The following is a 26147-nucleotide window of genomic DNA, read 5'->3' on the forward strand; positions in this document are numbered from 1 at the left end:
CGACACCACCATGGCCCATCCGCAACGTCAAGGACAAGCTGCCCGAGTAGCTGCGCACCTTGGTCGAGCGGCGGATGCGCGAGGCCTACCATGCCGACTCCGCGCCGGAGGCCGAGGCCAAGCTCACGGCGCTGGCCGCCGAGCTCGACAAGAAGCACCCGGGCGCGGCGCCGTCGCTGCGCGAAGGTATGACCGAAACGCTGACCATCCTGCAGATGGACGTCCCGCCGGCCCTGGCCCGCACGCTCCGCTCGACCAGCCCGATCGAGTCGGTGATCGTCATCTGCCGCGACCACTCCGCCAACGTCACCAACTGGCGCGACGGGCGGATGGCCCTGCGCTGGTGCGCCGCCGCCATGAACGAAGCCGCCAAGCAGTTCGGCCGCGTCAACGGCTTCATGCACCTCGGGCGGCTCCGCGCCTCACTCGAACGGCACATCGCCGCGGATACGGCGGGGACTGCTACAGCCGGCCGGTCTGTCGCGTGAGCGTTGGCCCGGCGGCCGCCACGGGCCGCTGCCAGCTGATCAGGCGCTCCCCTGCAGGTCAGCGACAGCCCTTAACGAACGGCCCGTGGCTCCTGGTGTCAACGACACTCGAATTCTGGCTCTGGCACGTGTTTGATGAGGTGGCCGGTGGCGGCTTCAGTCGGTGAGCAGGATGCGCTTGCGGAGCAGGTCGGGTTTGGCGCGTCCGTACATCTGTCGTTTGATCATCTTGATGCGGTTGACGTGCCCTTCGACCTTCCCAGGCCATGGGGCAGGGTCAGGCCGGCGGTGACGGCATCCAGGTCGCGGCGCAGGCCGGTGACGAAGGAGTGTAGATCAGGTAGGTCGTCGGCGCAGGCGGCGGCCATCCACTCCTCCAGGTGCTGTCCGCGGCGCTGGAGCATCATCTGGGCGAAGTCACGGACATGGCCGCGCAGCGCACTCAGCTCGGGGCAGCCGGCCAGGACGGCGTCGAGCCGCTCGGTGTCCTCGGCGTCCAGGTTGGCGGGGTTGCGCATGATCCAGCCGGTGACCTGCCGGACCTTCGGCGGCGCCGGTGCCGGTGTGGGAGGGATGGTGCCGGTCCGGAACGGGCGGACGTGGTCGCGGACGCTGGCGTAGCTGCCGCGATAGCCGCGCTCGCGGAGTTCTTCCCACAGGCGGGCTGCGTCGCTGCACCCTTGGCTCCACCGCTGGCGCAGATAGTCCGCGTGGGCGTCCAGAAGTTTGGCGCGACGGCCGGTGCCGTCGTTGACCAGCAGTTCCTCGGCCGAGGTGGCGCGGGCGAACCGCCGGACGGTGTTGCGGCTCAAGGCAAGCTCGGCCGCGATGTCGTGCAGGCTGAGGCGTTGGGCGAGCAGGGCATGGACGGCTGCGTGACGCTCACGGGTGCGCTCGGCCAGCCGGCCCGTCCGTGCCGCGGGCTCAGGTTCCGGTGATGGCGGCACCGTCACGCTGGGCGTGATGGTGGCGGCGTTCAGGCAGGTGCGGTGCTTGGCGACGACGCGTTCGACGGCCTCGCCGAGGTTCTTCCACAGGTGGAATCGGTCGGCGACCTGGATCGCTTCGGGTGCGCCTCGGGCGGCGCCGTCGGAGTAGCTGCCCGCCCGGTCCCGGCAGATCACCTCGACGCCGGGATGGGTGGCCAGCCAGGCGGCCAACGCGTCGGCGGATCGGTCCGGGAGCACATCGACCGGCCGGCTGGTCGTGATGTCGATCAGCACGGTGCCGTAGACGTGACCGCGGCGCAGGGCGAAGTCATCGACGCCCAGCACCCGTACCGGCCCGCCCGGTGCCGGGTCGGGCATCGCACGGATGAGCCGCAGCAGCGTCATCCGGCTCACCGCGGCGGCCAGCCGCCGGCTAGCCGTGCTCCCGCCCGGCCGCCCAACGCCAGCGCGACCGCGCGCAACGTCTGCCCCAGGCCGATGCTGCGGCGCCCGTAGCGGACGGTCAGGCCGGGCACCTGTTCGCTGAAGATCTTCTTCGGACACGCCGCGTTGTCGCAGAAGAACCGCCGGACGCCCAGCTGGATCAGCAACTCACGGCCCGACACAGCGGTGTCGGACACTCGCCGCTCATACCGGCTATGCACCCGCTGGGCGTGAACACTGCAGGCCGGACAGGCGGCCTGCGGGTCATGGGTACTGGCCTGGATGCGCACCGACCGTCCGGTCTGAAACACCCGGGTGATGCGCAGACGGGCCAGGTGCGGGAACAAGATCGTGAGCAATCCGCTGATCGACACCGACCATGATCACCAACTGCCACTGGCACCGTCGGCAAGATCATCAAATACGTGCCAGAGCCAGAATTCGAGCGTCGTTGACACGATCGAGCACGAAGGATCTATCCGACACCCGACCGACTTGAGGATGCAGTAAGCCGACACCACGAAAAGCCGGGGCTCATCACCGGCTCGGTCGCTGGCTGGCCGCGGCCGCGTCACCGGTATGGCGGCATGCCTACGCGCCGACGGCCAGCGCGTGGGCGGATTCAGCGCGCCTCAGTTCCAGCCGGGACTGTCTGAAAGAAAATCCGGACAGTCCCTTCCAGCCCGCCCCAAGGGGCCGGGAGTGTCGGGACTGTCTGAAAGATCGTGGGCGGGCTGGTGACCCGGCAGGCTGACGCTCCGGCCGGGAAGGATCACTATGACCGACGCTAAAGACAACACTGAGCTTCCCCCCGTTCGCCGGACACCTGACCTGAGGTCACCTATGATCATCAGGAAGGATGTCCCGCATGCCCGCACCACACCCTCCGGAGTTCCGGCGTCGCGCGGTCGAGCTGGCGCGTCAGGGCGACAAACCCCTGCAGCAGCTTGCGAAAGATCTGGGGATCAGCTGGTCGTGCCTGCAAAATTGGATGAGCCAGGCCGACGCCGATGAAAACGGTGGCACCGAGCGGCTGAGCAGCGCGGAGAAGAAGGAACTGGCGGAGCTGCGACGCCGCAACAAGCAGCTTGAGATGGAGAATGACATCCTCAAGCGTGCGGCGGCGTACTTCGCCCGGGAGAACGTACTCCCAAAGTAATCTACTCGCTGGTCCGTGAACTCGCCGCCGACGGTATCCCGGTCGCGGTGACCTGCCGAGTGCTGAATGTTTCGAAGTCGGGATATTACGACTGGCTCGGCCGGCCCGAGTCGCCGCGTCAACTCCGCAACAAAGAACTCACCAAGATGATTCGCGTGATTCATGCCGAATCCCGCGGCAGCTACGGATCGCCGCGCGTCCACGCCGAGCTGAGGATCGGCCTGGGCGAGAAGGTCAACCGCAAGCGGGTCGAACGCCTCATGCGCGAGGCCGGCCTGCAGGGCGTCTACCGGCGCCGAGGCCGCCCGAACCTGGTGAACGCCGCGACCGAGGAGGACCTGGTGCAGCGCCGGTTCGACGTCGATGCTCCAGACCGCCTGTGGCTGACCGACATCACCGAACACCCGACAAACGAAGGAAAACTGTATTGCGCCGCCGTCATGGACGCCTATTCACGGCGCGTCATCGGCTGGTCGATCGACGCCCGGCAGGATACTGACCTGGCCGTGGGCGCGCTCGCGATGGCGGTCGCTCGCCGGAACCCGGCCGAGCATTCAACCATTTTGCATTCGGACCATGGAACGCAATATACGTCCTGGGTCTTCGGGAAACGTCTCCGCGACGCCGGCCTGCTCGGCTCCATGGGCACCGTCGGTGATTGCTATGACAACGCCATGATGGAATCTTTTTGGGGAACGATGCAGCTGGAACTGCTCGACACCCGCACCTGGAAAACACGCGAAGAACTCGCCAACGCGGTCTTCGAATGGATCGAATGCTGGTACAATCCATACAGGCGCCATTCCAGTATCGGAATGCATAGCCCCGTCACGTTCGAAGGGCTCTACCAGCCCTCAGACACCACCGGGTGACCTCACAGCAGGTGTCCGTGCAACGGGGGAAGCTCATGCCGGCTCGAACCTGGTGGATGTGGGCCGGTGTGCAGCGCGTGGCCATCTCAGGTCATCACCTGGGTGGTCAACTTCGAAGCCGGTCGACAGCGCCGGTGAGAAGGCCACGCTGAAAGCCTGCGGCGTAGGCGTGGCGATGCTGTCGGGGCATGAGCTGGGCGCCTCGCTCGTCGATCGATCATGCAGTGAACGTGGGAACCGTCCGCGGTCGCTCTTGTGTTTCGGTCCGCCAGGCCGAGACCGGAGCAGGTCCGTCGCCGACTGACGGCCGTGGGACGGGACGGAGGTCTCGTAGTAGTCCGAGGGCGGGAAAGCCGCCCACATGGCGAAGGAGACCAGTAGATCCGCAGGGAAGGATGCTGGAATGCCGGGAGCGCGTCGGTGAATATCGACGAACTGGAGGCGGCCCTGCTCGGGGCCGAGCGCCAGGTACTGGAGATCCAGACCAAACTGCACCGTTGGGCGACCGACAGTTCCGGTCGCCGGTTCAACGACCTGTTCAACCTGGTGTGTGACCCCGCCTTCCTGTTGGTGGGCTGGGATCGAGTGCGGGGTAACAAGGGAGCACGCACGGCCGGATCCGACGGCCAAACCGTCGTCTCCATCCAGGCTCGTATCGGCGTGGAGGAGTTCTTGGCCGGGCTACGGGCCGCCCTGAAGGGCGGAGTATTTCGCCCGCTGCCGGTCCGCGAGCGGTTGATCCCCAAACCGGGAACGACCAAGCGTCGCCGGTTGGGGATCCCGACCGTGGCCGACCGGGTGGTCCAAGCATCCCTGAAACTGGTGCTGGAGCCGATCTTCGAAGCGGATTTCCAGCCGTGTTCCTACGGCTTTCGCCCGAACCGGCGCGCGCACGACGCGGTGTCGGAGGTTCAATACCTGACCGCCCGCTCCTATGAATGGGTGGTGGAGGCCGACATCGCGGCCTGCTTCGACGAGATCAGTCATCCGGCCCTGATGGACCGGGTTCGCCGACGGATTTCCGACAAGCGGGTGCTCGCACTGATCAAGGCGTTCCTCAAAGCCGGGATCCTCGGGGAGGATGCCGTGCGCAGGGACACCAACACCGGCACCCCACAAGGCGGGATCTTGTCACCGCTACTGGCCAACGTGGCCCTCTCTGTCCTGGACGAGCATTTCGCCGCCCAGGTCGGGGACTACAACAGCAGGAGACGGCGTCGCCACCACGGGCTGGCCAACTACCGGCTGATCCGGTACGCGGACGACTTCGTTGTGGTGGTCTCCGGGACACGGCAGCACGCCGAAGCCGTGCTGGAGGAGATAGCGGGGATTCTCTCCCCGCTGGGGCTACGGCTCGCGGCCGACAAGACCCACGTCGTGCACATCAGCCAGGGACTGGACTTCCTGGGATGGCGTATCCAGCGTCATCGTAAGCGAGGAACCAAAGACCAGCACTACGTCTACACCTACCCGTCGAAGAAGGCGCTGGCCGCCATCACGGCAAAGGTCAAAGACTGGTGCTGGAAGGACGTGAACATGCCGTTTTCCGACCTGGTGCATCGGCTCAATCAGATGCTCCGGGGCTGGACGGCCTACTTTCGGCCTGGTGTCTCCAGCGCCACGTTCGGCTACCTCAGCCACGTGCTCTGGCGGCAGGTCTTCGGCTGGCTACGGCGCAAACACCGCCGCACCACGTGGAGACAGCTACGACGCCAATACTGCCAAGGAGGCTGGTGGCCAACCACCAGTGAGACGACCCTGTTCAACCCGGCGACGGTCAGCACCACCCGATACCGCTACCGAGGAACAGCCATTCCCTCACCCTGGCCACTCACGGCATGACGAACCACTCCCCACCACGGGATCTACGGAGAGCCGGATGCGGTGAAAGCCGCACGTCCGGTTCGGGAGGCGAGCCGAGGAAACGGATCATCCGATACCGCGCCTCGGCTCGACCTCACCAGCAGCAGCCGTGACCAGCGGTACCTTGGTCGCTCGACACGAGCGCACGCGCGTGAGTTCCGCGACATCTTACGAATGTGTGCGCGATACCGTGCCCTGTTGCGGCCGCTCAGCAGGCGCAGGAGATGCCGGAGACGGGAGCGGTCAGCGGGTCGATGGAACGGCGGGTGATCGCGCCGATGCCGGTTTCGACTGCGAAGCCCTCCCGGGCCCAATACTCAAAGCCGCCGAGCATCTCCTTGACCATGTAGCCGAGCCTGGCGAACTCCACAGCGGCTTTTTGAGCGCCGTTGCAGCCCGGGCCCCAGCAGTAGACGACCACGGTCTTGTCCCGGTCGATCAGCTCGGCGGCCTGCTTGGCGATCTGTGAGGTGGGCAGGTGGATCGCGCCGGGGACGTGGCCCTGGTTCCAGCTTTCGAGGCTCCGTGTGTCGACGACCGCCATCCCCGGCGCCCCAGCCGCCAGGTCCGCGGCGACGTCGGACACGTCGGTCTCGAAAGCCAGCCGGGCGGAGAAGTGCTGCAGCGCCTCGGCATTGGCGGCGGGGACCCCGGTGGCGGGGGGCTGGGCGGCGGTGGTGGTCATCTCTCACTCCTGTGACCGGGGTGTTTCCTGCGAACACCAAGATCTTGGCTGCTGGAACGGCATTCTGGACAGTGGCATGAGTGCCGCATACCGCTAAGATTTCGCCATGCTCCTCGCGTCCCCTGGCAGGCACCACACCGTCTCGGTGTTGGCCTTTGACGGCATGGCCCCCTTCGAGCTCGGCGCGGTAGTGGAGGTCTTCGGACTGCCAAGGCCCGAGCTCGAAATCCCCTGGTATGACCTTCGGGTTTGCTCGTTGGAGCGGGAGCCGATGCGAGCGGTCGGGGGTTTCATGATGACCACCCAGAACGGCTTGGACGTCTTTGCGGGGGCCGACACCGTGATGGTCGTCGCGGTACCGGACGTAGGGGGTGAAGTGCCGCCGGAGCTTGTAGCCGCGCTGCGGGAGGCGCACGAGCGTGGCGCCCGGGTTGTGTCGATCTGCTCGGGTGCGTTCGCGCTGGCCGCGGCCGGGTTGCTGGACGGCCGCGAGGCGACGACCCACTGGCAGTACGCGGAGCTGCTGCAGCGGCGCCATCCGGAGATCCGGGTGAACCCCGACGTGCTGTATGTGGACGGAGATGACATCCTCACCGGCGCGGGCAGCGCCGCCGGGCTCGACCTGTGCCTGCACCTGGTGCGCAAGGACCACGGTGGCCGGATCGCCAACTCAGTGGCCCGACGCCTGGTCGTACCGCCGCACCGAGACGGCGGCCAGGCTCAGTTCGTGGAGGCCGTTGTGGGTGACCTGGCGGCCGACGACTGTGTGGCCCGCGCGATGGCCTGGGCACTGGAACATCTCGCCGAGCCGATCACTGTGGCCGACATGGCCCGCCAGGCGCACCTCGCGCCTCGTACCTTCATCCGGCACTTCAACCGGCAGACCGGGACCAGCCCGCTGCGGTGGGTCATCACCCAACGGATCATGGCCAGCCTGCCACCGCTTGAACACAGCTCGATGTCGATCGAAGAGATCGGCGCGGCCGTCGGCTTCGACAGCCCGGTGACCTTCCGGCACCATTTCACCCGTGTCATGAAGACCCCGCCCTCGGCCTACCGACGCACCTTCCGCACCACCGCCTGAGTGGGAGCCAAAAGTGGCGGCCCCTGCAGCGTTGGATCGGACGCCGCGAACACCTTGCCCCTGTGGGATGCTCCTATGGTCGTCAAGCGGCTTTTGCAGGATCTTTTGCCGGAGCCGTCTGGGTTTTCGGGTGGGTCAGAATCTTGTAGAGCTCGCGGGCGATGTACCGCTTGAGACAGTGGATGATCTCTTTTTTGGACAGTCCTTCAGTGGTGCGGCGAGCCACGTAGGTGCGGGTGCGGGCGTCGTGGGCCATGCGGGAGACGGCGATGATGTACAGGGCTCTGTTGGCCTGGCGGTCGCCGCCGCGGTTCAGGCGGTGGCGTGTGGTCTTGCCGCTGGAGGCCGGCACGGGCGAGACGCCGCACAGTGATGCGAACGCGGCCTCGGAATACAGCCGGTCGGGGTTGTCGCCGCAGGTGGATAGCAGTTGGGCGGCGGTTTCCACGCCGACCCCCTTGATCGCCAGTAGATCGGGACGGGCCTGTTTGACCAAGGCGGCGAGCTGGGTGTCGAGGTCGGTGATCTCGGCGTTCAGGTCGTGCCAGCGGCCGGCCAGGCGGCGCAACGCATACCGGGTGCCCTGGTCCGGATCGGCCAGGTGGCCAGGACACTGCAGGCAAGCGCACGCCTGGATGAGTTCGGTGCCCTTGCGGCCGGTGAGTTCTTCGCGTAGCTGCGCTGGTGCGGTGACCAGCAGGGCCTGCAGTTCGTTGATGCAGGCGGTGCGGGACTTGACCGCACCCGAGCGCACCGTGTGCAGGGCACGGATCGACTCGCTGATCCCATCGCCGGCCTTGGGCACTGTCCTGGCACGGCCGGACAGCACCGCATCAGCGGCGGCATAGGCGTCCAGCGGGTCGGACTTGCCCTTGGCCCGGCGTTGCCGCCGGTCAGGCCGGTCGACCTCGATCACCTTCACACCCTTACCGGTCAGGTGGCGGGCGAGCGCGGCCCCGTAGGAGCCGGTGCCTTCCACCCCGACCGCGTGCAGCCGCCCGAAACCGCGCATCCACGCCAGCAGCGCCCGGTACCCGGCCGCGGTGGTGGGGAACTGCGCATCGGCCAGCCGGCGGCCGTTCATCAGCACCACTGCCGCATGGTGGGTGTTCTTGTGCGTGTCGACGCCCCCGGTGATCCGTCGTTGTTTCGGCTTCTTGGCCATACCGGTCACCGCGCCTTCGTAGAAGAATGACAGCCGGTGTGTGCCGGGCGGCCGAGCGGGCAGCACAGTGACGGGACCAGGTGAGACAGGCTCCTATCAAGCCACGCAAGACCGCTCCGGCACGCACCTTCGAAGACGCTGCTCATCGAGGCGACAGATCCCACATAAGGCACCCGATGAACGGGGCCAGTGCCGAAAAGGGTCAGCCTCAAAACAGCACCTCCTGCCCCTGCAATCTCACCCGCAAGGGCTGCTGTTCCTACTCTCCTAAGTCTCACTGTGCCGGAAACTCGGCCACCGGCCGCGACCTGGGGTTTCGGTCACGTCCACGCGGGTGGTGTATGAGCCAGCCTTCGCGTGATCCTGTTTCTGCAGGTTAAGCGGTGATCGCTTGAGTGGCGGTGTCCTCGGTCGGCGTTTCGTCGGCGAGGAGTCGCAGGCGGGATTTGGCGAGGAATTCCAGGCCCATGTAGCGGCGGGCTTCGGTCCATTCGTCGGTTTGTTCCATCAGCACCGCTCCCACCAGGCGGATGATCGCGCCCCGGTCGGGGAAGATCCCGACCACGTCGGTGCGCCGCCGGATCTCCTTGTTCAACCGTTCCTGGGGATTGTTCGACCAGATCTGCCGCCAGATCTCGCGCGGGAAGCCGGTGAAGGCCAGCAGGTCATCGCGGGCTTCGTCCAGGTGTGCGGCGGCGTCGGGGTACTTGGCCTGCAGGCTGTCGACGACGCGGGCGTGCTGGGCGGCGACTTCTTCGGTGGCGGGCTGGTCGAAGATGGTCCGCACCATGGTCGCGACCCATGGCTGGGCGGACTTGGGCACCTTGGTCAGCAGGTTCCGCAGGTAATGAAGCCGTTAAAAATCAACATGTTGGCTCGGCGGCATCCTGGGGGCTGGAAGCGACAGAGGCCAGGACGCCGGCAGCACTGGTGAATCTTCTGTTGGCGGCCTTGATGGTGGGGCCGTGTTGTTCGAGAAGTGGAACGACGTCGGCGATGGCGTAGCCGATGGTCCTTCGGCTGATATGGAATAGGTCCGCCAGGGCTTCGCGGGTGCAGAGTTTCCGCTGGTAGAGGATGGCGGCGAGGATCCGGTCGGTGTCGGTGATCTTCTGTCTGAACACGCCACCGCGGGTCCCTGGGAGACGGTCACCCCCTCGTTGTTTGTGCCGTCGGCGTTCGATCACGGCTTCGTAGGGGATCGTGAGGCGTTCGATGAGGCCGTGGAGTTCTTGACGGCTCATGCCGGTGAGGTCGGGGTGCGAAAGCTCGTCGGGTAGTGCTGTCCGGTGGCGGGATGAGCCGTGAGCCAGATGATCGAGCAGGTCCTGGGCCCGGCAGAAGCACAGGGTGGTGGAGGTGAGGGTGACCCGGTGCTGCTCCATGACCATCCTGGTGTCGGCGATGGCTTTGCCGATCGAGGTCGGGTTGATCGACAGCAGCTCGCAGAGAACCTTTTGGGAGCAGACGCGCCGCAGGTAGATGACGGTGATCAGGACACGGTCGGCGTTGGTGAGTAGCGGGCGGCCGTGATCGCCTTTGGCTTTGCGGCGTCGTCCGCCTCGTTCTTGGTAGCGGTGCTGCTCAGCCAGCGCGTCCTGGGCGGGCGCCAGTTGAACGGCCAGCTGATCGAGATCGTGTTTGCTCAGTCCGGTCAGCCGGACGTCGGCCAGAAGTGTCAGTGCCCGGGACCGCGTCACAGCCGCCGAAGTCGGGGCGCCGGCGCAGGGGACGTCCGCCGGCCGCGGGTGAATCGTGTAGTTCCAGGCACCGTGATCATCGTGCCGCTCGATCGGCAGCCCGTCCAGATGCGCCTTGCTCACGGTCACACCAGTGGGATAGGTGCCGGTGTCCAGCTCGGCTTCCACTCGCAGGCCTGTGCGAGTCTGCGTCGAAGCGATGCTGTTCACGACGACCTGGTGGCTGGTCAGCGGCCTGCCCCGCCAGTTCGATGTGATGTGGGCGAACAACCGGTGCTCGATCTTGTTCCACTTGGAGGTCCCAGGCGGGAAGTGGCAGACGGTGATGGCCAGCCCGGTCTCGGCGGCCAGGATGGCGAGCTCGGCCTTCCAGACGCGATAGCGATAGCTGTTGGAGCCGCCCGCGTCCGCGGTGATCAGCAGCCGGGTCGCCTGCGGATAGTCCTCCCGGCCACGGGCCTGCCACCAGCGGCGGATGGAAGCGACCGCAAACGTCGCGGTGTCGTGATCGACCCCGACGTTGACCCAGCCGGCATTGGCGGCGATGTCGTAGATCCCATACGGAATGGCCTGCTCGACCTGCGGGCCGGTGAAGAAGAAACTGTGATCCTCGACCTCGATCGGGTCGCCCTTCGGTCGCCACTGGCGGCCCGCGTTGGGCAGTTGCCCGAGCTGCTCCCGCTTCTTGGTATCGACACTGATGACCGGTTCCCCGGCCTCCTGATGCTCCTTGACCTGCTCGTTGATATATCGGAACTGCGCGTCCCGGTCCGGATGCTGCCGTCCCTCAAGGGTCTTGACGTTGCCCTGAAGGCTGAAGCCCGACTCCCGCAACAGCCGACCAACCGTGGGTGCAGAGACAGAATGTCCCTGCCGGGTCAGCTCCTCCGCCAAGTTCCGCAGCGACTTGGTCGTCCACCGCAGCGGAGACTCCGGATCACCTCGCTCGTCCGGCTCGACCAGTGCCAGCAGCGCAGGCAGCAACTGCGGATCCTGTTCCTCCGCGCTCTTGCGTCCCCCGCCCACGCATCTGACACGACCGTCCGGCAGCGGATCCTCGCCGTCCTCGAGCTCGAACACTCCCTTGCGGACGGTCGTTTCGCTGACCCGGGCAATCGTCGCGACGGCGCGCACGCCGCCGTGCCCCAGCAGCCGGGCCTCGGCCGCCAACAGCAACCGCCGCTGACGCTCGTTCAGATGCGGCAACAGCACCTCGAACTTCCGCGCGAGCTGTTCGCGGACCTCGCTGGAGACGGCCATACCATCCCAACGAGCCCAAGATCACAAAGCAACGCCTTATTTCTTGACAGCTTCAATGCGTGCGGCAACGTTGCCAGGCCGCCCCGGGCAGCGTCGCGGCGATCGCCTCGACCAGGCCGCGGTGGGCATCGGAGATGACCAGCTGGACCCCGGACAGACCGCGGGCGACCAGACCCCGGCAGAACGCCAGCCAGCCGGCGCCGTCCTCGGCGGAGGTGACCTCGACCCCGAGGATCTCCCGGTGCCCATCGGCGTTGACGCCGGTGGCGACCAGGACATGGACGTTGACGGTGCGGCCGCCTTCGCGGACCTTTTGCGTGAGGGCGTCCATCCAGACGAAGGAGTACGGGCCGGCGTCCAACGCCCGGTTACGGAACGCGGTGACTTGGTCATCCAGGACCTTGGCCATCTGACTGACCTGGCTCTTGGAGATGTGCTTGATACCCAGCTGATCGACCAGCTTGTCGACCCGACGGGTCGAGACCCCCAGCACATAAGAGGTGGCGATGACCGAGACCAGGGCCTGTTCGGCACGGCGACGACGTTCCAGCAACCACTCGGGGAAGTACGAACCGCTGCGCAGCTTCGGGATCGCCAGTTCGATCGTGTGGCTGTTGCTTTATCTCCCGGCGGCCTGACCCCGAGGCCGGCTGGGACGCTCGGGAGGCGGATCCGGGCGAATGGGCAGCCTGGCGATCATAGACGTGGTCGCGGCGGCCGGGACGCGGATACGTCCGCTGGGGTGCTGACCAGGTCAGGTGGCGAGTGCTGCTGCGCGTCGGGCTGAGTCCAGGCGGCAGAGCTTGCCGAGGTTGAGGACCATGGCGGCGAAGGTGAGTTCGGCTTGGCAGGCGCGCAGGCCCCGGCGCGCGAAGCGACGTAGAGCGGTGCGGTCTTTAAGGTGACCGTTGACGGGCTCCACGGTGGCGCCTCGTCGTTTGTAGAGGGCCGCACCTTCTTCGGTGGCCAGGCGGTGGACCATGACGGTGGCCGGGTCGGCGTCCTCGGGTGGTGGGTCGTGGTGCTCGCCGGACTGGGGCAGCTCTCCGTTCTTGCCGGGCGCGATGAGCCGGTCAGGGCCGGGAGCGGTGAGGTTGTCCTGGGTCCAGTAGCCGGCATCGAACAGCAAGGCGCCGATCCAGTCGGCCCGGCAGGGGCAGTCCGTATCCGTGCAGCCCCACGGGTGACCGCCGTCGTCGCGTTCGGCGGACGCGTCGATGCAGCACCGGCCCAGGGACGGGCATTGCCGCGAACATCGTGCGCGGTGAATCAGCAGCGCTGCGGTGACGGCTGCTTGGACCATCGGCTGCAGCTGCCGCCGATCGTTGGCGTCCTGGACGAGGTGGGGGTTGAGGATCAAGCCGTCGTCGCTGACCGCGAGCTGGGCGTTATAGCCCTGGATCATGCCTCCGTTGCGGTCTTGCATCAGGCGGCTGTCGAGGTCGGTGACATTGCGCCGTGCGACCGGGCGCTCATCTTTGGTCTTGATTCCGCGCGGCCCGTGCCTGCCACCACCGGGCACCGGAGTCAGGTCGGGCTGTTCGCGTGCTGAAGGCTGCGAGGCCGTCTGCGCCCGGGCGGCCACCAGTTCCCGCTCGGCTCGCGCCACCCACCGCTTGGCGCGCGCGACCTGCTGGCCGCGATTCTCATCGAAACTGAACGGCCCGAGATTCGGCTTGGGTCCTTCGCCGGCCTCGAACCGCCGGATCCGCTCGCGCATCACCGCGATCTGTTCTCGTTTGGCGGCGACTTCCTTGGCCAGCCGGTTTTGGGCTGCCTGCAGCCGGGCTTCGGCGATCGCCACGGGGTCGGCTCCGACCGGACGAGACCCCACATCGTTGCGGCCGGAACGGGTGGCCTCCAGGAACGCGTGCTCCTTCGCTGCGGCGGCCTCATCGTCCAGGCCGCGTTCGGCTTCCTCCGCGATCACATCGGCCAGTGCCCGCTTGAGCCGCTCTTCCCGGTCACGCCGTCCCCGCAGCTGCTGGGGTGTCTCATCACCGCGTTCGCCCGGTCCGAACGCGGCGTCTTCGGCAGCGTCCTCCGTTGCGGCCCGCGTGAGGATCTCATCGACCTGCTGTTGCAACCACTGCCGACGGCACGTGGCCTTCTTCGATGCGTCCGCCGCGATCTTCGTCCCGTCCACCGCGATGGCGCCCAGCCGCCCCATGCCGGCCTTCGCGCAAATCATCAGTACCTGAGTGAACAGCGCCCGCACCGAGTCTTGATGCCGTTGCCTGAACCGGGCGATCACCGTGTGATCAGGCACCTGCAGCCCGCAGATCACCCGCATCGCTACATCCGTCCGGCACAGCCGCTCGATCTGCCGCGAGGAACGGATTCCAGCCGAGTACGCATAAATCAGCAGCGCCAGCAGCATCCGCGGATCGTAAGCACGGCGACCAGGACCGCCTTGGGCATACCGGGCCTCCAACTCCGCGACGTCCAGGTGCTCGACCACCTCGAGAAGCACCCACACCACATGATCGCCGGGAAGCCACTCACGCATATCCACCGGCAACAGAAACTGCTGATCCCGATCAACCCGCCGGAAACCTCTCGCCACCCGCCCATCCAACGATCACCCAGACCATCAGACCTGCCCCTCCAGGAGATCGTGCCTAAAAAGCAACAGCCACCGTGCCGGCCCGGGTGTCCCAGTCCCGCTCCCGATAGCCGTTGCGGCGGTTGACCCGCTCACCCGAGCGCTGCCCGTACTCGGCCCCGCAAAAGGCATCGGCCTCGGCGCTCATCAGCGCTTCGGCCATGGTCTTGACCATCTTGGCCAGCAGATCCGGTTCACACGCCCCGATCTGCTCGGCGAACCAGCCCGCAGGGTCCACACTGTTGTCCACGGCCATCGCGTTGGTCTCCTTCGATCTTGACTTCGCATCTCGAAGGATCACGCGATGGCCGTCTCAGTTCACGACGCCACGCCTCTGATCAGCGGAAACTCGTACACCACGTCCGTGGACGCAACCGGGGTTTCCTGTTCGGCAGGCGGGTGATGTCTGAGGCGTGCAGGATCGGGGCTTGTGGTGCCACGACTGCTCTATCTGATCTTCATCCGTCTTCTCAGCTGGCTTGCCCTGCTGGCGCGGTCGGGCGCCTTCAAGCAGGCGGAGAGTTTGGTCCTGCGGCATCACTTGGCGGTGCTGCGCCGTCAGGTCGCACGTCCGCGGCCGTTGTGGGCCGATAGGGCGATGATCGCAGCGCTGGCGCGGTTGCTGCCCCGGTGTCAGCGGATCGGTTTGTTCGTCACACCTGGCGCGGTGCTTCGCTGGCACGCCGATCTGGTGAAACGACGCTGGACCCACAAACGCACAACTACCCGGACGCCCGCCGACGCGCCCCACGATCCGCGAACTGGTATTGCGGATGGCTGTTTGACAACGCCAGATGGGGCTTGCGGAGGATCGCCGGGAAACTGGCCTGGTTGGGCCGCACGATCGCACCGTCGACGGTGTGGGCGATCTTGAAGAAGGCCGGTATCGACCCGGCACCGCGACGATCCGGCCCCACATGGCGCGAGTTCCTCAAAGGCCAGGCTGCGGGGATCTTGGCATGTGACTTCTTCAGCGTCGAGACGATCATGTTGGTCCGGTTGTATTGCTTCGCGGTCGTGGAGCACACGACTCGCAGGGTCCATGTCCTGGGTGTGACTGCCCATCCGACCGCTGCCTGGATCACTCAGCAGGCCAGCAACCTGTTACTTGACCTCGGCGATCGCGCGGACCGGTTCGCGTTCATGATTGGTGAGAGGAACATCAAGTTCCCGGTCGGCCTCGATGCGGTTTTCCAGGCGGAGGGCATCCGAATCATCAAGACACCGGCCCAGGCGCCTCGAGCGAACGCGACCATGGAACGCGGGGTGGGCAGCGTACGCCGCGAGATCCTCGACCGGATCCTGATCATCAACGCCGCGCACCCGCGGAAGGTGCTCACCGAATACGAGACCCACTTCAACGCCCACCGGCCCCATCTGCGTTTGAACCAGGCCAGCCCATTTCGGGTGCATCCCGACCCGGCCGATGCTGATATCGAGGCCATCCGACGTGATCGGCTCGGTGGTCTGCTCCATGAATATTCGCAGGTCGCATAGGGCGGCCGAGTTTTCGGCACAAACAACGTCCGGACACGGTGCTGCGCTGGCACCGCGACCTGATCAAAGGTGGGCTCGCTGCCCGGTCCAAGCCGAAGCGGCCGGGCCGGCCACCGGCGGTGCGTTCGATCCGTGTTCTGGTGCTGCGGATGGTCCGGGAGAATCCCGGGTGGGGGTACCGGCGTGTGCACGGTGAACTGCTCGTGCTTGGGGTGAAGGTGGCCGCCTCGACTGTGTGGGAGATTCTTATGGACGCTGGTATCGACCCCGCGCCCGTACGCGCCTCCACCACGCGGGCCGACTTTTCACAAGCGGAGGTCATGCTGGCGCGCGACTTCCTGGAGACCGTCTCCCTGTCGGGGACACGGATGCTCGTGCTGGCGGTGATCGAGCACCATTCGCGGCGGATCCGGGTACTGAGCGCCATCGCGCATCCGACCGCATCCTGGGTGACCCAAGCCGCCTAGAACAGGACGGCAGGCCGAGCGGACGCTATTTCCCGTTGCATTTTGGGATGTACACTCGCTTGACCGGCTTGAACCGGTAGCGCTCGTGACGCATCGCATCAATGATGTGCCCTATCTTGGTCATTGTCATGCCGTCTGCGGTTTCCCCGTCGGCTCCCGGCGTCATCGCCCCGTGGTTCGAGTAGATACGCCCGTGAGCCATGAGATACATCTGCGGGTTGAACAGTTGCCGGTATAGCTCATCGCATTGCAGGCCACGCTCACACAAGACGCCAAGTACCGCTTCAGCGCTCTGCATTTAGCATGCCTCTCAGTCTTTCACCTGTGCCCCTTCGCTCTGCGGACGGTTTTCTCGTCCTCCTTGGCAGGCCGTTACCTTTGCGACTAATACGGGCACTCAGTCACCTTAAGGCTTTCGCCCCTTAGGTGATCCCGCGTTCGTCCCTGATGTGCGTAATAGCGTGACTTAGGCGTCCCACTCATCTCCTTTAATGCCCTCGCTGGGCATCGCCCTGCGCTCCGGGGGTGTGCTGGCAGGACCTCCATACCTGCACAGGGCACAGCGCCGGTTTCGGGCGTCTTCCCGACGGACTAGCCTTTACGTCGACTGGAGATTAGGATTCAGGCAATCAAGCTTTCGCCATATCGCGCGGGTCCCCCAGCAGCTCACCTTCGACGCTTTCGCGGTGCCCGCTGGTTTTCTGGCATGCGCTTGTCCCCTTCACCTTTCGGATTCAGGTAAGCCATCAGACCCAGGAATATACCTTCGAATTCCTCCCGGCTAAACCGGGAATACATCAGGGCGCCTCGCGGCGCACATGTCCCACGCTTCGGCGGTGACGGTGATCCTGTCGTACGGGGCACCAGCCGAGTGTCCGGCGGCGCCGTCCCCGCAGACCACCTCGACGTTGCGGCAACCCGCCCGCGTCAGGGCGGCGCGGACACCAGCGTCAGGTCCTCGTCGATCTCGATGGTGACGACTCGGTCGCTCTCGTCGGCGACTTCGGAGCAGGGCGGCGTTGATGCCGGTGGCCGTACCGATCTCCAGGACACGGTGGCCAGGGCGGACGTCCAGGTTCTCCAGCTGAGTGGCGACCAGGTTCGGATGGGACGCGGAAGAGACCGCGGCGCCGTCGGGAGCGCGTTTGGTGACGACGACCTGCGGCGCGTAGGCGGTCGCCAGGTCGATGCCCTCAGTGGTACTTGCATGATACGAGTAAACGCTGCTAGCTTCATGCAAGTAACTTGTTGAGTGATCCAGAGATGGGACGGAGCATTGGCAACGTCGTTGTCGTCACTGACGCAGCGGGCTCAGAGCTGTGAATGAAGTGGCTGCTATGGGCGATGCTTACCGCGGGTGCGAGGAGTCCGATCTCCGGCTGGCCGCGGGGATCCGCTCGCTGTCGGCGGCGGCTTGCTCGGCCGTTCGTGGACGGACTGCGGGCGGGTCATGAGGTGGGGAGCACCTGTCCAGAGTCGGTCGCCGTCCCTCGCTGAAATCGACGCGGAGATCCGCGCTCTGCTGAAGCGATACGCCGAGGTGGCCGATCAATTGGCGCGGACCTGTCCTGGTTGCACTCTGTGTTCCGGAAAGAAGAAATGGTCACACTGACTGCGGAGAACTTCGACGGGCAGGTTACTCACGGCGACAGGTGGTCCTGGTATCTTTCAGGCGGCGGCAAGGTCGTACGGCAGATCCTGGGTGCCAAGGCCAAAGCGGACCCTGATGGCCGATCTGGATAGCTATATCTGAGCGCCCGCATGCGAAGGCGGGTACAAGTTAGGGACATCTAACGATGTGAGTGGAGGTGAATTGACATGTCCAAGCGCCCAAATTGGTGGCCTGGCTACTAGCCAGCAAAGGTGATTGCCGCGGGCTTCCCGAGTGACCCGCTCCCGTTGGCGACAGATGAGGTGGCGAAGGCTATTATCGCTACCTCATCTGTCATTAATCATGGGCAGAGTGTGGTGGCCTTTCAGAATTCTGGAGGCGCTCGGAAGCGTTCCTATAGAAGGAGTCTACGGCTTATGCCTCGACAGACAGCCTATGCGGGCGATTCGTCGGCCGCCCCTGGTCGGGGGCGCCAGCATTTCCATCATCCCAGACTCGCCCTTGCCATCATCGTCGCGTGCCAGCTGATGGTGGTACTCGATGGGAGCGCTGTCTTCGTCGCTCTCCCGCGAATAGGGCACAACCTTCATTTCTCGGCGACCGGCCTGTCATGGGTGACCAACGCCTATTCGCTCGCCTTTGGCGGCCTGCTCCTGCTGGGCGCCCGAATCGGCGATCTCCTCGGCCGCCGCCGGGCCTTCACCGGCGGCATCGCGTGGTTCACTCTCGCCTCTCTGCTCGGCGGGTGTGCGACCTCCGCCACCTGGCTGCTGGCGGCCCGCGTCGTCCAGGGGGCGGGCGCCGCCCTTGCCGCGCCCAGTGCGCTGGCCCTCGTCGCCACCAACTTCGCCGAAGGACATCAACGGAACCGCGCGATGAGCGTCTTCTCGGCCGTAGCATCAGCGGGATCCTCGATCGGCCTCCTCCTCGGCGGCGTCGTCACCGGTTGGGGCTCCTGGCGCTGGGTCTTCCTCATCAACGTTCCGATCGGCGCGATGCTCCTGCTGCTCGCGCCGGTGCATCTCCAAGAGACCGAGCGGAATCGGGGACGCCTCGACGCCTCCGGCGCTGTCACAGGCGTCACCGGGATGGTCGCCCTGGCATACGGTTTCATCCGCGCCGCCGACGCGGGCTGGGCCGATCGCGGCACGTCGGCGTCTTTCGCCGCTGGTGTTCTACTCCTCGCGGCATTCCTGGTGATCGAAGCACGGACGGATCACCCCATGGTGCCACCACGTCTGTTCGCCGACCGTGCCCGCGCCGGCGCCTACCTCAATATGCTGCTCTTGGCAGCAGCGACCTTCGGGATGCTCTTCTTCCTCGGCCAGTTCCTGCAAAACGTCCTCGGCTTCGGCCCGCTGACGGCGGGGGCGGCATTCCTGCCGATGTCCGGACTCCTGTTCGCCTTTGCGCGTCTCACACCCCGCCTGATCCCCCGATTCGGGATGCGGCGGCTCACGCTGACCGGCCTGCCGCTGATCGCGGCTGGCATGGTCTGGCTGACGCGCACGTCCCCTCATTGCGGATACGTCCTCGGCGCGCTGATGCCCATGACATTGTTCGGCCTAGGGGCGGGCCTGAGCTTCCTGCCGCTGACGCTCACCATCCTCTCCGGTGTGCAGCGAGAGGATTCAGGTGCCGCATCCGGGATACTCCAGACCACGCAGCAGGTCGGCGGAGCACTTGGGATGGCCGTACTCGTGTCCGTCTCCGGCACGGCTGGCCGCCACGGGAGCCTGACACGCGGAATGAACACGGCCTTCACCGTCGCGACCGTCTTCGTTCTGGTCGCCCTGCTGGTGAGCGTTACCTTCATCAGCCCCCGCACCGAGCCGGCTCAACAGCCGGGAGCGTGAGATCGCACAACTCGCACGCCCGCATAGCGCGCGAGTCGCACCCTGATCACACCGATCCCGCTCGAGGGACGAGACGACCGCGCGGGAGCGGTTCTCCGTCACCACCGCCGGGGTCAGAGTGCTGGGCAAGAGCCAGGTGGCCCCTCCCGAGTCGGCCCGCCCGCCGGCGACATCGTGTGGGTATCGGGTGTGCTGCCCGGCAGCACCCACCATCTGACGGCCGCCCGGATCTGGGGCATCGTCCGGGAGCGTCCGGGTTGATCGTGCTGGCCGACAAGGGATACCAGGGTTGCGGGCGATCCGCTGATCACTCCGTACAAGGGCAGGGACAAGCCCGCTTCGCAGAAGGATGCCAACCGGTCCCATGCGCGTCTGCGCGGTTCCGGCGAACGCGCCAACGCTCAGCTGAAAACCTGGCGCATCCTGCGAAAACTCCGCTGCTGCCCGCACAAGGCCGGTCGGCTCGCAAAGGCCATCCATCTCCTGCAAAAACGGGGTGTCGGTTAAGAGCGCTGTTCACCAGGTACACGCGATTACATCTGGCCCGTTCAGCAGGGTCGTCGGCGACTTTTTGGGTCTTCGGTGACCTTCTGGGGATCTTCCGTCGATCGCCAGACGTATCTGATCAGGTGCGGCCAGTATTGCCCCGGATTCATCGGGTTTGCGGTTGTGTGCGCTGGTGCCTGCCGCATGCGAGAGAGCCAGATGCCTCGTGGCGCGTGTGCTGAATGATGACGAGCTGATCGGGAACTGGACGCTGGTCGGTGATGAGCGGGCGCTGCTGTCTGGTCGTCGGGGAGCGACCAGGCTCGGGTTCGCGTTGCTGCTGCGGTTCTATGCGGTGCATGGCCGGTTTCCGACGGGCCGCGGTGAGATCCCAGACCAGGCTGTCGCCTACGTCGCACGGCTGGTGGACGTGTCCGCGTCTGAGTTGGCGTTGTACGAGTGGGATGGCCGGACGATCAAGGCGCACCGTGCACACGTCCGCGGGTATTTCGGGTTTCGTGAATGCTCGGTCCCCGATGCCGCCAAGGCGGCGGAATGGCTTGCCACGAACGTGTGTGAGAAGGAGCGGCGAGTCGACCGGGTGCGTGAGTATCTGCTGGCGAACCTAAGAGAGGAACGCCGACCTGGCGGATCATCGGGACGGCGCTTCGGCAGGCCGAGCAGACGCAGACCCTGCGGATCTCAAGCCGGGTCTCGGCCGAGTCGATCGCGCGGATGCTGGCATTGATCGCCCAGTCCGCTGATCCCGGAGAGGAGGAGGTGGGTCGGCGGCGGACGACGGCGCGCTGTTCGGTACGGCCGAGGCGGCCGGGGTGGATGTGTTTGCGACGATCCGGGAAGAGTCGGGCAAGGTGAGTGTGAAGACGATCGAGCGCGAGATGTTCAAGCTGAACGCGATCCGCGCCATTGGGCCTGACCGAGGACCTGTTCGCCGACGTCGCGCCGAGGGTGCTGGCGTCGTGGCGGGCACGGGTCGGCTCCGAGGCGCCGTCGCATCTGTGCACACACCCTTACGAGATCAAGGTGACGCTGCTGGCCGCCTACCTGTCCTGCCGGGGCCGGGAGATCACCGACACCCTCGTCGATCTGCTGATCTCGACGGTGCAGCGGATCAACGCCCGCGCCGACACCAAGGTCACCAATGATTTCCTGATGATGAAGTATGCCACCGCGATCCGCTTCGGCACCGCCTCCGATGAGGCGCTGCTGCGCCGGTTCACCTCCGAGACCACCCATCCGGCGTACGCCGGATGCTGGAGCTCGGGCGGGCTCAGCGGTCGATCTTCCTGGCCCGCTGGCTCCGAGACCGCGACCTGCAGCGGGAGACCGAGTCAGGGCTGAACGTGGTGGAGAACTACAACGGCGTCAACGACTACATCCGCTCCCTGTTGACTGCACTTCTGTCCTGCCCTTCACCGGGGCAGCAGGAGAGGAGAGCAGTCCTTGGACGAGGTACGTACGGCGCTGTCGGAGGGGCGGATCGACTTGCCGCGCACCGGCGAGGTTCGAACCGGGGATCGTCCGTCCCTGCCCTACGTGGTGATCGACGCCAACGGTGCCGAGGTCGAGGCGATCAGCAAGTACCTGCGAGATCTGGCGCTCGGCGACGCGAGCCCGCTGACCTGCCGGTCCTATGCGCATGATCTGTTGCGCTGGTGGAGGCTGCTGGATGTCGTGGCGGTGAGCTGGGAAGAGGCGACGAACGGTGAGGTGGCGCTTCTGGTCGGCTGGCTGCGTACGGCACGGAACCCGCAGCGGCGGCGTTCGTCGGGCGTACGGCCAGGCACGGTCAACCTGCGCACCGGCAAGGCGGCACTTCCCGAGGGGTACGCGCCCTCGACGATCAACCACACTCTGTCAGCCCTGGCCGGCTTCTATGCCTTCCACGCCCACTACGGGCGCGACCCGGCGGTGAACCCGGTGCCCGGCCAGCAGGGTCGGCGGGCGCTGCTGGCCCACCGCAGTCCCCTGGAACCGCACCGGCTCGCACCGCGTGCGCGGCTGCGTCAAAAGGTCGCCGACCAGGCTCCCCGCTCCATTCCCGACCAGTTGTGGGGCGAACTGTTCGACGCGATGACCTGCAACCGAGACCGGGCGTTGCTGTCCCTCTACGTCTCCAGCGGGGCCCGCGCCAGCGAGCTGCTGGAGCTGCGGCTGGAGCACGTGGACTGGGCGGGCAAGCGGATCTGGGTCGTCTCGAAGGGGTCCCGGCTGCTGCAGGAGGTCCTGGCGTCGCCGGAGGCCTTCGCCTACCTTGCTCTCTACCTCGACGAGCACGGGCTCCCCGACGCAGACCAGCCGGTCTGGCGGGCCTTGCACGGACGGCCACGGTCGTTGACCTACTCGGCGATGCGTGCGGTACTCAACCGGGCCAACGCCAAGCTCGGCACCAACTGGACCATCCACGACTGTCGTCACACCGCAGGGGCCAGAATGGCCGGCGACCCGGAGCTCAGCATCGTCGAGGTCCAGGCGGTGCTCCGGCACCGGCACTTGTCGACGACGGAACGCTACACACGGCCCCGCGTCGACGAGCTGAGCGACAAACTGCAGCAGCACTACGCCCGTCCGCAGGTCGAACGGCACTTCTCACCGGGCTACGACCCCGCCGACATCCAGGCGGTGTTCGGTGGCTGAGACCAAGATCTGGCGCACCAAGGCCCGGCCTGCCGCATCTGGCCAGGAGACCGAGCAGCAAGAGGAGGAGATCCCGGGACGGTGGGGCGGGATCCTGCGGGCCGCGCCGGCCAGGGCTACGACCTCGCCGTCGCCTCGCGGTGATCTGTCCCGGGCGACCCCGGAGGAGATCGCCGCGGTCTCGCAGTCCACCTGGGACGACTGGCGGACCCGCGAGTACCGGCGGGAGGCCGCGATCAAACGGCTGCTCTGCCACCTGGAGCAGTTCCCCGGCCAGACCTGGCAGCAACGGTGGGAGGCCAGCGGCCTGGACGCGCCCGGCGTCCTGGTCCGTGATCTGGAACGGCCCGAGGATCGCGGCCGGTCCACGATCACCGGCGGCCTGGAGGCACTCATGTGCTTGCGGGTGATCCGGCCGAGCCTGCCCGCGATGCGCTCCAACAAGTTCCTCGCCTACGCCAAGACCTTCCGCATCGCCCAGGACGACCCGTTGCTGGACCGCTTCTTCAAGCAGGTCGAGGCGGCCGAGGCCAGCAAGCTCTACCGGAACCGTGCCCTGTTCGACGTGTGCTGCGTGCTGACCACCCAGGGCATCGCCTTGGCGGACCTGACTCCGGAGGCGTTCTTGCACTACGCCAAGGAGTGCCGGGAACTGGCCGGGGTCGTCAACACCTCGACCACCCGCTTCACCGGGCACCTGGCCTGGGAGATCCTGCACGAGATGGAGCACTTCCCGCCGCAGACCCCGCGGACGCTGCGGACGGCGCTGCGGGCCGGACGACTCACCGTCGACCAGCTCGTCAACCGCTACCCGGTTGCCAACACCCAGATCGCCCAGCTGTTCGTCGACTATCTCACCCGCCGCCAGCCCGGCCTGGACTACAACTCCCTGGAGAGCCTGTCCCGGGAGCTGGTCAGCACCTTCTGGTGCACTGTGGAGAAGATCAACCCTGGTCAGGCCGATCTACGGCTTGTCGAGGAGACCTACCAGCAGTGGCGGGCCGAGCTGAAGTTCAAGCCGGACGGATCCCTGCGGCTCTCCCAGGACACCACCCTGATGGCGGTGCGGGCCTTCTACTACGACCTGCAGGCATGGGCCGCCGAGGAACCCGAGCAGTGGGCCCGCCGGGTTGCGCCCTGCCCGATCCGCGACCCGGAGACCCGAGGCAAAGCGGCCCGGCGCCGCCGCAGCTCCGAACGAGTCGCCGACCGGACCCGCCGTCGTCAGCCACTGCTCCCGGCACTGGTCGAGCACGTCGAGACCAAGTACGCCCGCCTCGCCGAACTCCTGGCCATCGGCCAAGACGCGCCTCCGGGCACGACGATGACCGTTGACGGACGCTCCTACCGGCGGGTCTTCACCGACTACGACCACCGCCGCGTCACCGACTACGGCCACGCCCACGTGCGGGTCCGCGACATGGACACCGGTGAGCTCATCAACGTCTCCCGCAAGGAACAGAAGGCGTTCTGGGAGTGGGCGATCGTGGAGACCCTGCGTCACAGCGGGGTTCGCGTCGAGGAGCTCCTGGAGCTCTCGCAGTTGAGCATCCGCCAGTGTCCGCGGCCCAACGGCGAGGTCGTCGCGCTCCTGGTGGTCGCACCCTCGAAGACTGACCGGGAGAGGGTCATCCCGATGTCGGCCGAGCTCTTCCACGTCATCGCGGCCATCATCCGCCAGCACACCCGCGACCGGCCGACGATCCCGCTGGTCACCCGCTTCGACCCGCACGACAAGCTGACCAGCGCGCCGCAGCCGTTCCTGTTCCAGCGTGTGGTCGGTTCACGCCTCGTTCAGCTCCACGACCGTGGTGCACATCCTCGGCCAGCTCTGCGCCGAACTGGCCGAACACCACCGCGAGTTCGCCGACGCCAAGTTCACCCCGCACGACTTCCGGCGTCTCCTGGCCACTGACCTGGTCAACAGCGGCCTGCCCATTCACATCGGCGCTGCGCTACTCGGACATCTCGATCTTGGAACCACCCGGGGCTACGTCGCGGTCTTCGAAGAAGACCTCATCCGCCACTATCAGGCCCACCTGGCCCGTCGTCGCACGCTGCGGCCCGACCATGAGTACCGGCCGGCCACCGACACCGAGTGGCGAGAGTTCGAGGAACACTTCGACAAGCGCAAGGTCGAACTCGGCAACTGCGGCCGCCCCTACGGAACCCCTTGCCCGCATGAGCACGCTTGCGTCAGATGTCCAGTCCTGCAGATCGACCCGAAGATGCTGCCCCGCCTCGACGAACTCGAGGAGGACCTGACCGCCCGCGCGCCCCGAGCGCTGGGCGAGGGCTGGCTCGGCGAGATCGAGGGCATCGACCTCACCCTCACCTTCCTCCGGCAGAAGCGCGAACGGGCCCAACGGCACCGCCGCACCACGGTCCTCCTCGGACTGCCGACCCGGCCCGGCGCATCAGAGGAACCGAACCCGTGACACTAACCGGGACACGACCGCAGCGACTTGCGAAGTGCAGAGAATTCGGCAAACGCGGCGAACTCGCCTCCAACCGGCGCGAGGAACAAGAACTCGGGATGCTGTGCCTGCACACATCTTGCAGAGCTGCCACCTTTGTACGGACGCCGGCCGAGGGGCGAAAGGGGCGGTCGCCGAGCGCCCCCTTTCCCGGCGTCACGACGTCTGGATCGGTGGTAGCCGGCAACGCCAGCGAAGGAGAACCGGCATGGGAAAGATCGTCATCAGCGAGAACATCTCGCTCGACGGAGTCATCCAGGACCCGACCGGCGATGAGGGGTTCAGCTTCGGCGGCTGGTTCGACCCGGCCACGGCGGAGGACGCCGAAGCGTGGGCCAAGGTCGAGTTCGAGGAGGCGCTGGGCGCCGAGGCGCTGCTGATGGGGCGGCGGACCTACGAGTTCTTCGTCGAGCGTGGGTGGGAATCCCGGAGTGGCGCGTGGGCGGACAGGTTGAGAAGCCTGCCGAAGTACGTCGTGTCCTCGACCCTCGAGGATCCCGCTTGGACCAACTCGACGGTCCTGAGGGGCGACGTCGTGAACGAGGTCTCGAAGCTCAGGAAAAAGGTGGACGGGGAGATCGTCGTCTACGCCAGCGGCCGGCTCGTGCCCACGCTGATGGAGCACGACCTCGTCGACGAGTTGCGGCTGATCACCCACCCGGTCGTCGTCGGGGGCGGCGAGCGCCTCTTCGGCGAGACCAGTGAGAAGAAGCCCATGCGCCTCGTCGGCACCCGCGCCGTCGGTGACGGCCTCGTCCTGCTCACCTACCAGCCCATTCGAGACGCCTAGGTCGGCAAAGCGACCGGAAAATCACACAGCTCATGCGGACACCCGCCGAC

The 26147-nt window shown here is 66.4% G+C and carries 21 protein-coding genes and 5 pseudogenes; 15 read left to right on the forward strand and 11 right to left on the reverse strand.

The features are described from left to right. Positions 1-17: 17 nt before the first annotated feature. Positions 18-488 (forward strand): annotated as a pseudogene (locus tag ACYVF7_RS32125) (transposase); the annotation flags it as partial. 224 nt (positions 489-712) lie between these two features. On the opposite strand, the gene ACYVF7_RS32130 reads toward ACYVF7_RS32125, so the two are convergent. Then, a complete protein-coding gene (locus ACYVF7_RS32130) occupies positions 713-1822 on the reverse strand; it encodes an ISL3 family transposase (protein WP_460348102.1) in 1110 nt (369 codons plus the stop codon). A gap of 5 nt (positions 1823-1827) precedes the next feature. Then, positions 1828-2235: a transposase family protein gene (locus ACYVF7_RS32135; protein ID WP_460348104.1), complete on the reverse strand. Its 408-nt coding sequence runs from the start codon at positions 2233-2235 to the stop codon at positions 1828-1830. A gap of 494 nt (positions 2236-2729) precedes the next feature. On the opposite strand from ACYVF7_RS32135, the gene ACYVF7_RS32140 reads away from it, so the two are divergent. Beyond that, positions 2730-3892, forward strand: a protein-coding gene (locus tag ACYVF7_RS32140) for an IS3 family transposase (protein WP_460348106.1) whose coding sequence is annotated in 2 segments (ribosomal slippage) — positions 2730-3018 and positions 3018-3892 — 1164 coding nt in all. Because the reading frame shifts where the segments join, the coding sequence is not laid out codon by codon here. Between the two features lie 420 nt (positions 3893-4312). Further along, positions 4313-5734 carry a group II intron reverse transcriptase/maturase gene (gene ltrA, locus ACYVF7_RS32145; protein WP_460348108.1) on the forward strand — a complete coding sequence of 474 codons (1422 nt, stop codon included), beginning with the start codon at positions 4313-4315 and terminating at the stop codon, positions 5732-5734. Between the two features lie 229 nt (positions 5735-5963). Here the strand turns inward: ltrA and ACYVF7_RS32150 are convergent, their stop codons facing one another. After that, positions 5964-6440, reverse strand: a complete 477-nt coding sequence (locus ACYVF7_RS32150; RefSeq protein WP_460348110.1) for a rhodanese-like domain-containing protein — start codon at positions 6438-6440, stop codon at positions 5964-5966. Positions 6441-6546: 106 nt separating this feature from the next. Between ACYVF7_RS32150 and ACYVF7_RS32155 the strand changes: the two genes are divergently transcribed. Then, positions 6547-7524, forward strand: coding sequence for a helix-turn-helix domain-containing protein (locus ACYVF7_RS32155; RefSeq protein WP_460348112.1), 978 nt, complete (start codon positions 6547-6549; stop codon positions 7522-7524). An 82-nt stretch (positions 7525-7606) separates the two neighbouring features. Here the strand turns inward: ACYVF7_RS32155 and ACYVF7_RS32160 are convergent, their stop codons facing one another. From ACYVF7_RS32160 to ACYVF7_RS32185, 6 genes and pseudogenes are all read right to left on the reverse strand, one after another. Further along, complete coding sequence (locus ACYVF7_RS32160) at positions 7607-8689, reverse strand: IS110 family RNA-guided transposase (protein ID WP_460348009.1); 1083 nt, start codon at positions 8687-8689, stop codon at positions 7607-7609. Positions 8690-9065: 376 nt separating this feature from the next. Then, positions 9066-9545 (reverse strand): annotated as a pseudogene (locus ACYVF7_RS32165) (transposase); the annotation flags it as partial. A 7-nt stretch (positions 9546-9552) separates the two neighbouring features. Then, positions 9553-11649 carry an ISAzo13 family transposase gene (locus ACYVF7_RS32170; protein WP_460348114.1) on the reverse strand — a complete coding sequence of 699 codons (2097 nt, stop codon included), beginning with the start codon at positions 11647-11649 and terminating at the stop codon, positions 9553-9555. A gap of 55 nt (positions 11650-11704) precedes the next feature. Beyond that, positions 11705-12256 (reverse strand): annotated as a pseudogene (locus ACYVF7_RS32175) (IS256 family transposase); the annotation flags it as partial. A gap of 147 nt (positions 12257-12403) precedes the next feature. Beyond that, positions 12404-14215, reverse strand: a complete 1812-nt coding sequence (locus ACYVF7_RS32180) for a transposase (RefSeq protein ID WP_460348116.1) — start codon at positions 14213-14215, stop codon at positions 12404-12406. A gap of 61 nt (positions 14216-14276) precedes the next feature. Further along, a pseudogene (locus tag ACYVF7_RS32185) lies at positions 14277-14510 on the reverse strand (transposase); the annotation flags it as partial. Between the two features lie 575 nt (positions 14511-15085). Between ACYVF7_RS32185 and ACYVF7_RS32190 the strand changes: the two are divergent. Further along, positions 15086-15751, forward strand: a complete 666-nt coding sequence (locus tag ACYVF7_RS32190) for an integrase core domain-containing protein (RefSeq protein WP_460348118.1) — start codon at positions 15086-15088, stop codon at positions 15749-15751. A gap of 38 nt (positions 15752-15789) precedes the next feature. After that, entirely contained in the window at positions 15790-16218 is a 429-nt protein-coding gene (locus ACYVF7_RS32195; RefSeq protein ID WP_460348120.1) for a helix-turn-helix domain-containing protein, read from the forward strand. Between the two features lie 25 nt (positions 16219-16243). Here ACYVF7_RS32195 and ACYVF7_RS32200 read toward each other — a convergent pair whose 3' ends face one another. After that, a complete protein-coding gene (locus ACYVF7_RS32200) occupies positions 16244-16516 on the reverse strand; it encodes a hypothetical protein (RefSeq protein WP_460348122.1) in 273 nt (90 codons plus the stop codon). Between the two features lie 483 nt (positions 16517-16999). Next, entirely contained in the window at positions 17000-17458 is a 459-nt protein-coding gene (locus ACYVF7_RS32205) for a hypothetical protein (RefSeq protein WP_460348124.1), read from the reverse strand. Positions 17459-18117: 659 nt separating this feature from the next. Between ACYVF7_RS32205 and ACYVF7_RS32210 the strand changes: the two genes are divergently transcribed. The 9 genes and pseudogenes from ACYVF7_RS32210 to ACYVF7_RS32250 all read left to right on the forward strand — a co-directional run bounded on the left by ACYVF7_RS32210 (position 18118) and on the right by ACYVF7_RS32250 (position 26097). Then, on the forward strand, positions 18118-19686 hold the full coding sequence (locus tag ACYVF7_RS32210) for an MFS transporter (RefSeq protein ID WP_460348126.1): 1569 nt from the start codon (positions 18118-18120) through the stop codon (positions 19684-19686). A 159-nt stretch (positions 19687-19845) separates the two neighbouring features. After that, a pseudogene (locus ACYVF7_RS32215) lies at positions 19846-20193 on the forward strand (transposase family protein); the annotation flags it as partial. Between the two features lie 214 nt (positions 20194-20407). Continuing rightward, entirely contained in the window at positions 20408-20920 is a 513-nt protein-coding gene (locus tag ACYVF7_RS32220) for a DUF4158 domain-containing protein (RefSeq protein WP_460358214.1), read from the forward strand. A 179-nt stretch (positions 20921-21099) separates the two neighbouring features. After that, positions 21100-21534, forward strand: a complete 435-nt coding sequence (locus tag ACYVF7_RS32225; protein ID WP_460348128.1) for a hypothetical protein — start codon at positions 21100-21102, stop codon at positions 21532-21534. Further along, complete coding sequence (locus ACYVF7_RS32230; protein ID WP_460348130.1) at positions 21444-21836, forward strand: Tn3 family transposase; 393 nt, start codon at positions 21444-21446, stop codon at positions 21834-21836. The genes ACYVF7_RS32225 and ACYVF7_RS32230 overlap by 91 nt, the downstream gene beginning before the upstream one ends. Continuing rightward, a complete protein-coding gene (locus tag ACYVF7_RS32235) occupies positions 21733-22830 on the forward strand; it encodes a tyrosine-type recombinase/integrase (RefSeq protein WP_460358217.1) in 1098 nt (365 codons plus the stop codon). The genes ACYVF7_RS32230 and ACYVF7_RS32235 overlap by 104 nt, the downstream gene beginning before the upstream one ends. After that, positions 22823-24745 carry a hypothetical protein gene (locus tag ACYVF7_RS32240; RefSeq protein WP_460348131.1) on the forward strand — a complete coding sequence of 641 codons (1923 nt, stop codon included), beginning with the start codon at positions 22823-22825 and terminating at the stop codon, positions 24743-24745. Before ACYVF7_RS32235 ends, ACYVF7_RS32240 begins: the two co-directional genes overlap by 8 nt. Then, entirely contained in the window at positions 24639-25268 is a 630-nt protein-coding gene (locus ACYVF7_RS32245) for a tyrosine-type recombinase/integrase (protein WP_460348134.1), read from the forward strand. Before ACYVF7_RS32240 ends, ACYVF7_RS32245 begins: the two co-directional genes overlap by 107 nt. 247 nt (positions 25269-25515) lie before the next feature. Next, positions 25516-26097, forward strand: coding sequence for a dihydrofolate reductase family protein (locus ACYVF7_RS32250; RefSeq protein ID WP_460348136.1), 582 nt, complete (start codon positions 25516-25518; stop codon positions 26095-26097). Positions 26098-26147: the final 50 nt, after the last annotated feature.

The sequence above is a fragment of the Actinoallomurus acanthiterrae genome, assembly GCF_054775715.1.

Coding starts and splice junctions, on each gene's coding strand:
- ACYVF7_RS32130 (WP_460348102.1), bottom strand. CDS start 1,822: ATGACGCTGCTGCGGCTCATCCGTGCGATGCCCGACCCGGCACCGGGC.
- ACYVF7_RS32150 (WP_460348110.1), bottom strand. CDS start 6,440: ATGACCACCACCGCCGCCCAGCCCCCCGCCACCGGGGTCCCCGCCGCC.
- ACYVF7_RS32155 (WP_460348112.1), top strand. CDS start 6,547: ATGCTCCTCGCGTCCCCTGGCAGGCACCACACCGTCTCGGTGTTGGCC.
- ACYVF7_RS32160 (WP_460348009.1), bottom strand. CDS start 8,689: ATGGCCAAGAAGCCGAAACAACGACGGATCACCGGGGGCGTCGACACG.
- ACYVF7_RS32170 (WP_460348114.1), bottom strand. CDS start 11,649: ATGGCCGTCTCCAGCGAGGTCCGCGAACAGCTCGCGCGGAAGTTCGAG.
- ACYVF7_RS32200 (WP_460348122.1), bottom strand. CDS start 16,516: ATGCAGAGCGCTGAAGCGGTACTTGGCGTCTTGTGTGAGCGTGGCCTG.
- ACYVF7_RS32230 (WP_460348130.1), top strand. CDS start 21,444: ATGCTGGAGCTCGGGCGGGCTCAGCGGTCGATCTTCCTGGCCCGCTGG.
- ACYVF7_RS32250 (WP_460348136.1), top strand. CDS start 25,516: ATGGGAAAGATCGTCATCAGCGAGAACATCTCGCTCGACGGAGTCATC.